This window comes from Longimicrobium sp. (assembly GCF_036280135.1).
GTDB lineage: Bacteria > Gemmatimonadota > Gemmatimonadetes > Longimicrobiales > Longimicrobiaceae > Longimicrobium.
Map to the genome: position 1 here is coordinate 1 of NZ_DASURI010000353.1, position 10,323 is coordinate 10,323.

Here is a 10,323-nt window from a genome sequence, read left to right on the forward strand (position 1 = left end):
GAGATCCCCCGTGGCAGCCGCAACAAGTACGAGCTCGACAAGCAGACGGGCATGTTCAAGCTGGACCGCCTGCTCTACAGCTCCGTGCACTATCCCGGCGATTACGGCTTCTTTCCCCAGACGTACGCCCAGGACGATGACCCCCTCGACGCCATCGTCATGACCACGGTGCCCACCTTTCCCGGGTGCCTCATCGAGGTGCGGCCCATCGGCATCTTTCGCATGTCGGACCGCGACGAGATGGACGAGAAGGTGCTGTGCGTCCCCGCCCGCGACCCGCTGTACGACGAGTACCGCGGCTTGGACGACGTGGCGCCGCACTACCTCAAGGAGGTGGAGCACTTCTTTACCGTCTACAAGGACCTCGAGGGCGTGCGCGTGCACCCCATGGGCTGGGAGGACGAAAAGAGCGCCCGCAGCGTGATCGTGGAGTGCATGGCCCGCTACGCCGTCAAGCGTCAGGCGGAGGTCGTCGCGCGCATGTCGCAGGGCGCGTCGTTGGAACGGTCGGGCCACGAGCTCTGACGGCGGTACGAGGGTACGGGGTACGAAGGTACGAAAGGGCCCGGCGCGATGCCGGGCCCTTCGTCCGTTCCGGCTCCAGGACCAACTGCTTTCTCACGCAGAGGGAGCAGAGGCAGCAGAGTACTTCATCGAGGTGCTCTGCTTTTTGTCGCGTGGGAGATGAGACGCGACGGATTCCGTTCGGATGCCGGGCAGCAGTAGACGCTCGGCCCGAGCGCGTTCGGATTTTGTACACACGATAGCGAATAGCCGCGCAGATACTGGATTTCCGCCCCACCTCCTTCCACACCATTTACCTCCCCGTACGAATTCCGGACGATCCCGGGATGGATCAGGGCCGACCGGAACTCGGCGTAAACGCATCAACCACAAACAGATACGTCCACAGGGCACACCGGGAACGCTCCTCGCCTTCCCAGGGGCCGTTCGCGCGGAGGATACGGAGCGCGGACACCACCCTTGATCCCGGACGCCCTCCCATGCCCACGCCCTCCAGAATCGCAGCCCTGCTCTCCACGGCCGCCCTTGGTCTCGCCGCGTGCGGCGGCGACGCCGGCGGCAGCTCCCCGGTCGCGCCCGAGACGTCGGCGCCGGCGTGCACGGCGGCGGCCTCCGTGAACCTGGGCGTGGGCGAGACGGCGGTCCTTTCCGCCGCGCAGGCCGCCTGCTTCAACCTGGCCGCGGGCTCCGGCGCCGAGTACGCGCTGGCGGGCTACGACGCCCGGGCGCTGGAGGCGGCGCGCGGCGGCTCGCCCGCCGGCACCCTCTCCGACCCGGCGTACACCATCGCCGACGCCACGTACGGCGGCGCGGCGCGGTCGCTCTCCACCGGCGGCGCCTCGCCCGCGGCGGCGGCCCTGCCGGCGCACATCACGCGCAACACGGCCGTGGCGGATGCCAGCGACGACAGCCCGTTCGCGCGGAGCACGCCGTGGGTGCAGGGCGAGCGCTTCAGCGTGGCGCCCATCGAGGGCACGGGCCCGGTAACGGCGCGCGTGGTCCGCGTGGTGGGCGGCCGGTTCGCCCTGGCCGTCATCGAGAAGGACGAAGCCGGCACGCAGCAGGTGCTTGAGGAGGCCGGTGCCGCCCTGGAGTTCCTGGCGCAGCGCGGCGTGCCCCTGCTGCAGTCCACCTTCTCCGCCGGCGTGCCCACCACCAGCGCCGGCTCCGGGCAGCTGCTCATCCTGGCCACGGCCTGGGACCCGGCCAAGGGCGCCGCCGCCACCTGGTCGCGCGAGGACGCGCAGGGCGCCTACAGCTTCGTGTGGTTCAACATGAACCTGCGCGGCGGCAAGGGGCAGGGCTTCGAGATGTACGACCACGCCAGCTACCGCGTAAAGGTGCTGGGCCACGAGCTCACGCACGCCTGGCAGGCCGCGTGGCTGCACGGCGAGCGCGGCGTAGCCCCGGCCGATGCCGGCTGGGCCGTGGAGGGCGGCGCGGACTTCGTGGCCATGGACCTCGTCCGCCGCTACCTCAACGTGGGCCAGGCCAGCAACTGGCGCTGGAGCGACAACCTGGAGCCCGGCCGCGAGAGCGTGGTGTTCGCCCTGGAGCCGTTCGGCGCGCAGGGACGCGTAACCTGGGGCTACTACGACGCCAGCAGCCTGCTGCGCGACCTGCAGGCCCGGCTGGTCGCCGCGGGGATGACGCCCGAGGCCGCCATGACGGAAGTGTCGCGCGGCGCCGCCGAGGGCTGGTACGGCGGCGACGGCGAGGGCGGCCGCGCCGGGCTGGTGGAGCGCATGCGCGCCCGCCTGGGCGCCGGCTGGGACCCCGCGGGCGCCGTGCTGCTGTGGACGGCCACGCAGGCCGCCGACGACCGCACGAGCAACCCGGCCCTCAACAACCCCACTTACTACCAGGTGGGCGAAGGCAGCGCGCAGTACGGCTGGAAGGCCGCCGGCGAGGTGCGCGCGGGCAGCGGACAGAGCACGGCCGTGTCGCAGGTGGCGGGCGGCAGCTTCTACGTCCGCCTGCGCGGGGCCAGCGCCGCGGGCGTGGTCTCCGCCACCAGCACCAGCTCCGACGCCCGCTGGATGATCGCCCGCGTCCGCTGAGAAACGGTACGAAGGTACGAGGTACGAAGGTACGTCCTGATTTCACGATCGCCGTCGCCACACCCGGAGAGATGACCATGAGCCGCCGAGACTACGCCCGCACCCGCACGCTGGCCGCCCGCATCCGCCCCGTGCTGAACGCCATCGCGGTCGTCGCCACCTGCGCCGCCGCCGCCTGGGCCGGCACCCTCGTCTGAGCGGACGCGCATCCGCGAGCCTTCAAACGCATCGACCCTCCCCCGCGCGGGGAGGGTCGGCGTCGTTCCGGCACCGGCGTACGGGGATGATGAATCGCCCTCCGCGTCCGGAAATCAGACGCGGACCGTATCGCGATTCCTTTCAATCACTTAGCGGATGGCACCATTCCGCCTGATCGGATTCCGGACGATTTCACGACTGACCCATAACGAGCTAAGTGCTTGCATTTCAATGGATTAGCAGGATACCACCATTCGGCGCGGATCTGGCCTTGTCACGTACCCGAACGGCGAGTCGCGGCAGGCAGGCGACGCGCCCGGATTCCGAACAACGACATCCGACTCCCTGACCACAGGAGATGACCATGAGCCGTCGCGACTACGCCCGCACCCGCACCCTGGCCGCCCGCATCCGCCCCGTGCTGAACGCCATCGCGGTCGTCGCCACCTGCGCCGCCGCCGCCTGGGCCGGCACCCTCGTCTGAGCGGACCGCATCCGCGGATCCACCAAACGCATCGACCCTCCCCGGCACGGGGAGGGTCGGCGTCTTTCCAGGAGGATGGCGATCCAGGACCGATGTGCGCTTGCCGACACGTCCGGAAATCATACAGGCCGTCTATCCTGCTCAACTGCAACAACTTATCCATCCCCGTCCGAATCCCGCACGGATTCCGGACGATCCACGGGAAGTGTGGCCGGCAGCTAAACCCATTTGCATCAATCACTTACAGCTGATCGCAATCCGGCGCGCATCTCGCCTGTGTACGCGCCCGAACGAGCCCTCGCGGCGCATCCCCTTCCATCGCACTCCCACAAGAAAGCTGAACATGATCAGCGGACGCATCCTCATCGTCAGTGACCGCCGCGAGGTCGTGGCGGAGCTGGAGCCCATCATCCGGGCCGGCGACCACCTGGCCAGCGTGGTGCCCGACGGACAGGAAGCCATGCAGATGCTGGACGACGGCATGGTGCCCGACATCGTGATCAGCGATCTGGGCTGCGACCGCTCGTTCGACGGCATCAGCTACGTGCACCGCTTTCGCCAGCTCAACCGCACGGGCGCGCACCTGGTGGTGACGGAGCCCGGCGCGCCGTTCAGCACGCCGAACGTGGGCGCTGCCCCGGACCGCTTTGCCGTGCTTCCCCGCCCCTTTCGCGAGGACGACGTGCGCCGCACGCTCGAGGACGCCGTGAGCCGCGTGGAGCACGACTTCCGCACCCTGCGCGCGGAGGTGTGGCGCTCCATGGACCGCCTGCGCCGCGAGGTGGCCGAGGCCCGCGGCGAGATGGTGGAGGCCCTGGCCCTCACCATCGCCGCCCGCGACCGCTACATGCAGGGCCACTGCGAGCGCGTGGCCGAGGGATGCCGCAAGGTGGCCGTGGCGCTGCACCTGAGCGAGGAGGACATCGCCACGCTGGAGCAGGCCGCGCGGCTGCACGAGATTGGCAAGATCTCCGTGCCCGTGGAACTGCTGCAGAAGACGGATCCGCTCACCCCCGACGAGCTGGACCGCATCCGCAGCCACCCGCGCGTGGGCGCCGACATCGTCCGCGGGGTCACGAGCCTGCGCCGCCTGGCGCCGCTCATCGAGCACCACATGACGGACCACTGCGAGCTGGCCGGCCACATCTCGCCCGTGACCGCCGAGTTCCTGCTGGTGGGCATCCTGCGCGTGGTGGATGCGTGGGACGCAATGACCAGCGACCGCTCCTACCGCCCCGCCATGCCGCGCGCCTACTGGGAGCCCTTCCTGCGCGCCGGTGCCGGTACGCGTTTCCATCCGCAGGCCGTCGCGTCCCTCATGCGCGTCGTGCCCGAGTGAAGTGCGTGAGTGCGTTGGTGCGCGAGTGCGGGATTCGTTGATGCGCGCGGGATGGTTCGGCTCGGGGCACGAGAAGCTCCGGGCCGGGAACGACCGAAGCCCCGCCCCGGCGCTGCCGGAACGGGGCTTCCGTTCAATGGAGACTGGCGGACCACAGGTGCATTGAGCCCTCCGCCAGAAGCGTCATCCTGAGGAGCCGCCGCGCGATCCCGACCGGTGCACGAGCCATGGCGGCGACGAAGGATCTTGCGTCCGAACCACGAACACGGCGTCGGCGCGCGGAATCGGCCTCACCGGGTCACGCGAGACATCGGCGAATGCGTGTCAGCCGCGGCCCACGCTCTCCAGGCCGTACTGCTGGATCTTGGTGTGCAGCGTGCTCCGCGAGATCCCCAGCTTTTCCGCCGCCGCCGTGCGGTTGCCGCCCAGCAGAAAGAGCGTGCGCTCGATGTGGCGCCGCTCCACCTCCTCCAGGGGCATGATGCTGGGCTCCTCGCGGGCGGCGCGGGGCGCGCCCGGCGCCTTGAGCGTGGGCGGCAGGTGCTCCGGCTCGATGCGCGCGCTCCCCGAGGCCAGCACCAGCGCCCGCTCCAGCACGTTCTTGAGCTCGCGCACGTTGCCCGGCCACGCGTACCCAGACAGCACCTCCGCCGCCTTGGCCGAGAGCTCCGTGGGGCTGTTGCGGTGGCGCTGCCCCAGCTCCGCCAGAAAGCGGTGCGCCAGCTCCAGCACATCTTCGCGCGAGCGGTCGCGCAGGGGCGGCACCTCGAGCGGAAACACGGACAGGCGGTAGAACAGGTCCTCGCGAAAGCGGCCGGCCCGCACCTCGGCCTGCAGGTCCTTGTTGGTGGCGGCCACCAGCCGCACGTCCACCTGCATCTCGCGGGTGCCGCCCAGCCGGCGAAAGCTGCGCGTCTCCAGCACCTTGAGCAGCTTGGGCTGCAGCTCCGGCGCCAGGTCGCCGATCTCGTCCAGGAACAGCGTGCCGCGGTCCGCCACCTCGAACAGGCCGCGCTTCATCTCGCGCGCGTCGGTGAAGGCGCCCCGCTCGTGGCCAAACAGCTCCGAGTCCAGGAACGTGGACGAAAGGCCCGCCGCGTTGATCTCCACGAACGGGCCGCGCGCCCGCGGGCTGCGCGCGTGCAGCAGCTGCGCGATGAAGCTCTTGCCCGTGCCGCTCTCGCCCAGCAGCAGCACCGTGGTGTCGCTGGAGTCGGCCAGCAGGTCCACCTGCCGCGCCAGGTCGCGCATCATGGGCGACGCGCCCAGCCCGGCCTCGCCGCCGCCGGCCCCGCGCTGCGCCAGCGAGCGCGCCAGCGTCTCGTTGGTGCGGCGCAGCTCCACCTTTTCGGCCGCGCGCTCCACGGCGGCCTCCAGGTGCGCGAAGTTCACCGGCTTGGTCAGGAACGTCTCCGCGCCGGACTGCATGGCGTCCACGGCCGTCTCCACCTCGGCGTGGCCCGTGAGCATGACCACGGCCGCGCCGCGCGCCACCAGGATGTCCAGGATGTCGCGGCCCGAGAGCCCCGGCAGGTCCAGGTCCAGCAGGACCACGTCGGGACGGTGCGCCTCGTACACGCGCACGCCGTCCTCCCCGCTGCCGGCGGAGAACACTTCCCAGGCCTTTCGGCCAAAGAACTTGCCCAGGACGGCCAGCACACCCGGGTCGTCGTCGATGATGAGGATGGATCGTGGCATCAGCAATGATGGATTGGCGAACGGAGAGCGCGCCTAAAGATTGCGAGCGAGGCGCCGCATCGCCAGCGTCGCCCTTTGGCGTCGCGTTGGAGCTCGCCCGCAACCACCCGCCGATGGCCCTCGAATCGCCCCGTATCCTGGCCGCGGACGACGACGCGGGCGCCCTGCGCGTGCTGGAGCGCATCCTGGCCCGCGCCGGGTTCACCGACGTGCGCACCACCCTCAACGGGCTGGAGGTCCCGGACCTGTTCCGGGAGTTCGCCCCGGACCTGGTCGTCCTGGACCTGCACATGGGCCTGGTGGAGGGCACGGACGTCATCCGCAGCCTGCGCCCCCTCATCCCCGCGGGCACCTACCTGCCCATCCTCGTCGTGAGCGGCGACCTGACCCGCGAGGCCCGCGTGAGCGCCCTGGCCGAGGGTGCCGTGGACTTCATCAGCAAGCCGTACGCGGTGGACGAGGTGCTGCTGCGCGTGCAGAACCACCTGCACACGCGCAGCCTGCACCTGTCCGTGGCCCGGCAGAACCGCGAGCTGGAGGGCAAGGTGCAGGCGCGCACCCGCGAGCTGGAGGAGGCCGCGTGGGAGGTGCTGGAGCGGCTGGCGCGCGCCGCCGAGCTGCGCGACGACGACACGGGGCTGCACACGCGCCGCGTGGCCGAGCTGTCCGCGCGCATCGCCGCCGCCATGGGCCTGCCCGCGGCCGAGGTGGAGATGCTGCGCCGCACGGCCCCCCTGCACGACGTGGGCAAGATCGGCATCCCCGACGGCGTGCTGCTCAAGCCCGGCAAGCTCAACGAGGGCGAGTGGGAGCTGATGAAGCGCCACACCGTCATCGGCGCGCAGATCCTGAGCGCCGGGCGGTCGGAGATGGTGCGGATGGCGGAGCAGATCGCCCTCAGCCACCACGAGCGCTGGGACGGCCGCGGATACCCCCTGGGCACGGCGGGCGAGGCCATCCCGCTCAGCGCGCGCATCGTGGCCCTGGCCGACGTGTACGATGCGCTCTCCAGCGACCGCCCCTACCGTCCCGCGTGGCCGCACGACCGGGTGATGGACGAGATCCGCGCCGGCCGCGGCACCCACTTCGATCCCGGCGTGGTGGACGTCTTTCTCACCGCCGTCGCCCCCGACCTGGAACGGACGAACGGGGTCTAGCCGGAAGCCGGAAAACGTTCCCGGTTCACGGCGCGGAATCGGACAGGTCCGCGCGCAGGGCGTGGATCCACCGCTCCATCCGCTCTCGCGGTTCGGGCTCGAGCTCCATCATCAGGGCCACGCGCTCCAGCAGGACGTCCGCGTCGATCAGCCTCTCTACGAGCAGCACGCGCACGAAGTCGCGGTCCTTGTCACGGAACGCGGCCAGCTTGCTCGCCGCGAGGTCGTGCCCCTCCACGCACCAGCCGGTGAGCTGGCGCGTGTTGTGGTTCTGCAGCCTGTACGTGCGAACCTGCCAGCCCGCCGGCAGCTGGGCCGTGTCGATGGGCACGCCGTGCACGTAGAAGTCGTGCGTCTGGTGGAACGTCGACAGTTCTCCCAGCACGCCGTCGATCGCGTCCACGCGCTCCGGGTGGTTCCTGGGCGCGATATCCACCTCGATGGACCGGCGCAGGGCGGAGGGAGCATCCGGATGCTCGCCCAGGATGGCCTGGGAGCCGAACACCCACACCTCGCGGTCTCCCGAGACGTCACAGGCCGCGCGGATGGCGTGCTCCAGCTGCGCGCGCGTCATGCGCCCGCCTTTCGGAAGAGGTGCTCCCGCTCGTCTGCCGTCAGCACGTCGATGAAGGGCAGCGACTGGCGCAGCCGCGTGGCGCGCTCCCCGGGATGCGCCAGGAAGGCGCGCAGCCGGGCGGGCGACAGCGTCTCCAGCAGCATCTCCCACTCCTCCATCTCCCGGCGCACCCCGGGCGACGACGCCGCCATGCGACGCGCGTATTCCCGCGCGCGGCGGATCAGCGACGGGTCGCGCATGATCCGCTCGCCGATCGCCCGGCCCAGCAGCAGCCCGCGCCGGTCCTGCCGCGCATGCCCGCGCTCCGCGGACGCGAGCGGCGCCGCGGCGGGAGCTTCCGTGTCGATGAACGACGTCGGCGCGGGTCCCAGGATCGGCATGGACGCGGACAACTCGGCGCGCGATGGAACGGAGAGCGTCTGCAGATCCGCGATGGTGTACGGGCGGATCTCGATCATCACGTCCAGCCGTCGCTGCGTCTCCCGGAGGCCATCGCTCAGCGCCCGCGCGACGGCGTCCACCACGCGCGCGCCCGCCAGCACGCCGACCCGGACGATCTCCAGCGTATCCGCCTCCGGAACGAGCGTGGACATCCAGACCGCGCGCGGCTGAATCTCGAGCGCGCCGACGATCTCCCGCACCACGTGGATCACCTCGTCCGCGCGCCTTTGCTCGGCCGCGAACAGCTGCCGGAGCGCGGGCGCGAGGGGATGGGCGTCACGCAGGCGGACGGGCGGCCGCGCGCCCGAGCCGACGGGCTCCACGATCCCCTCCGCCACGAGCGCGTCCAGCGCGCGGCGGATGCCGGACGCGTCCATCTGTGCCCGCCGCGCGGCTTCCGGACGCGAAAGCGGTTCCTCCGCATCCGCCAGCACGCGCAGCAGGCGCACGTTCGCCTCCGTGCCCAGAATGCGGTTCAGCGGGGCGGCGAGGTTGCCCTGTGACGTCTTCGCGGGACGCATGGCTGCCGGAGGTCGGGACGAGGAACAGACTTGAATTCCGTTACGGAATCCAAGCGTCTTACACTAACAGGATTATAATCTCGCCCCGCCCCTTGGTGAAGCGCCTGGACGAAAATCGGCCGGCCGCATCGCGCAGATGCGGCCGGCCGTTCCATCAGCCCGCCGTTGCAGGCTGTCTCCTGTAACCCGCGGTTCAGCCCGTCAGGCTGCCCGCGCGCCGTCCCGCCGCCCGATGGCCCACATCCGCAGCAGCAGCTCCTCGATGGCCTGCCGGTCGCTCAGCGACGCCGACTTGAGCAGCCGGTCCGTCCGCAGCAGCTCCGCCAGCGCCTGGTCCACCTCGGGCAGCGTCCACTTGCGCGCCACGGGCACCAGCCGGCGGGCCATCCACTTCTGGAACGGCTTGAGCTCGCGCTCCAGCGCGCCCTGCCCGCCCGCGCAGACGAGCGCCACCTTGAGCAGCTGCCCGCCCATCCCGATCACCAGCCCCACGCCGTTCTCGCCGGATTCCAGCAGGATGGGCAGCGTGTCGATGGCCTCGCGAAAGCGGCGCTCCGTGATCAGGTCGAACCACGCCCAGCGGTCCTGCCGGGGGATGATGCCGCCCACGGCGCGCACGTCGTCCAGCGTCACGCGCTTTCGGTCCTGCACGTAGGCCGCGAGCTTGCGCAGCTCCGCGCCCAGCATCCCTAGCTCCACGCCCATCCCGGCGACGAGCGCGCGGGCCGCGTCGGGGTCCACCTCCACACCCAGCTCGTCGCGTCCCGTCTCCATCACCCACCCCGGCGCGTCGTCCTGCGACAGGGGGGCGAACTCGATGGAGACCGCGTGCTTCTTGAGCTCGTCGTAGAACTTGGCCTTGGAGCCCGACGGGATGGCGGCGGCGATTACCAGGATGAGCCCGGGCGGCGGCGCCTTGACCGCGGCCTCCACCACCGTACGGGCCGTGTTGCTCAGCCCCTGCGCGTCGCGGACCACCACCACGCGGTGCTCCGCCATCATGGGCGGCGTGGCGATCATGGATGCCAGCGTCTCCGCCGGAACGTCGCTGCCGCGGGGCTGGTCGAAGTTGAAGTCGCGCGTGGCGGGGTCCAGGTAGGCCGTGACCACCTTGCCCACGGCCTCGTCGCGCAGGTAGTCCTCGTCGCCAAAAAAGAAGAACGCACCCCCCGCGACACGGTCGCGGAGCGTGCGTTCCAGCTGGCCGGGGCGAATGACCGCCATCTACTCCGCGAGCACGGCGCCGTGCGCCGACGGCGCCGCGTACGACGCGTTGTGGTACAGCACGTCGCCGTACGGCATGGGGTACACCTCCACGCCCAC

The 10,323-nt window shown here is 70.9% G+C and carries 8 protein-coding genes; 4 read left to right on the top strand and 4 right to left on the bottom strand.

The genetic code is table 11. The features are described 5' to 3' along the window. The 3 genes from VFZ20_RS11070 to VFZ20_RS11080 form a co-directional block, all read left to right on the top strand. Positions 1-525: inorganic diphosphatase (locus VFZ20_RS11070; RefSeq protein ID WP_329683936.1), on the top strand; the 525-nt coding region annotated here is incomplete at its 5' end. Positions 526-1,004: 479 nt separating this feature from the next. Beyond that, a complete protein-coding gene (locus VFZ20_RS11075) occupies positions 1,005-2,585 on the top strand; it encodes a hypothetical protein (RefSeq protein WP_329683937.1) in 1,581 nt (526 codons plus the stop codon). A gap of 1,025 nt (positions 2,586-3,610) precedes the next feature. Beyond that, on the top strand, positions 3,611-4,606 hold the full coding sequence (locus VFZ20_RS11080) for an HD-GYP domain-containing protein (RefSeq protein ID WP_329683938.1): 996 nt from the start codon (positions 3,611-3,613) through the stop codon (positions 4,604-4,606). A 324-nt stretch (positions 4,607-4,930) separates the two neighbouring features. On the opposite strand, the gene VFZ20_RS11085 is transcribed toward VFZ20_RS11080, so the two are convergent. Beyond that, positions 4,931-6,304: a sigma-54 dependent transcriptional regulator gene (locus VFZ20_RS11085; RefSeq protein WP_329683939.1), complete on the bottom strand. Its 1,374-nt coding sequence runs from the start codon at positions 6,302-6,304 to the stop codon at positions 4,931-4,933. Positions 6,305-6,417: 113 nt separating this feature from the next. Between VFZ20_RS11085 and VFZ20_RS11090 the strand changes: the two genes are divergently transcribed. After that, entirely contained in the window at positions 6,418-7,461 is a 1,044-nt protein-coding gene (locus tag VFZ20_RS11090; RefSeq protein ID WP_329683940.1) for an HD-GYP domain-containing protein, read from the top strand. A gap of 25 nt (positions 7,462-7,486) precedes the next feature. On the opposite strand, the gene VFZ20_RS11095 is transcribed toward VFZ20_RS11090, so the two are convergent. The 3 genes from VFZ20_RS11095 to holA all read right to left on the bottom strand — a co-directional run bounded on the left by VFZ20_RS11095 (position 7,487) and on the right by holA (position 10,224). Beyond that, entirely contained in the window at positions 7,487-8,035 is a 549-nt protein-coding gene (locus VFZ20_RS11095; protein ID WP_329683941.1) for a DUF6036 family nucleotidyltransferase, read from the bottom strand. Beyond that, positions 8,032-9,000, bottom strand: a complete 969-nt coding sequence (locus tag VFZ20_RS11100; protein ID WP_329683942.1) for a helix-turn-helix domain-containing protein — start codon at positions 8,998-9,000, stop codon at positions 8,032-8,034. Before VFZ20_RS11100 ends, VFZ20_RS11095 begins: the two co-directional genes overlap by 4 nt. Positions 9,001-9,201: 201 nt before the next feature. Beyond that, positions 9,202-10,224 (bottom strand): DNA polymerase III subunit delta, encoded by a 1,023-nt coding sequence (gene holA, locus VFZ20_RS11105; protein WP_329683943.1) that lies wholly within the window; start codon positions 10,222-10,224, stop codon positions 9,202-9,204. Positions 10,225-10,323: the final 99 nt, after the last annotated feature.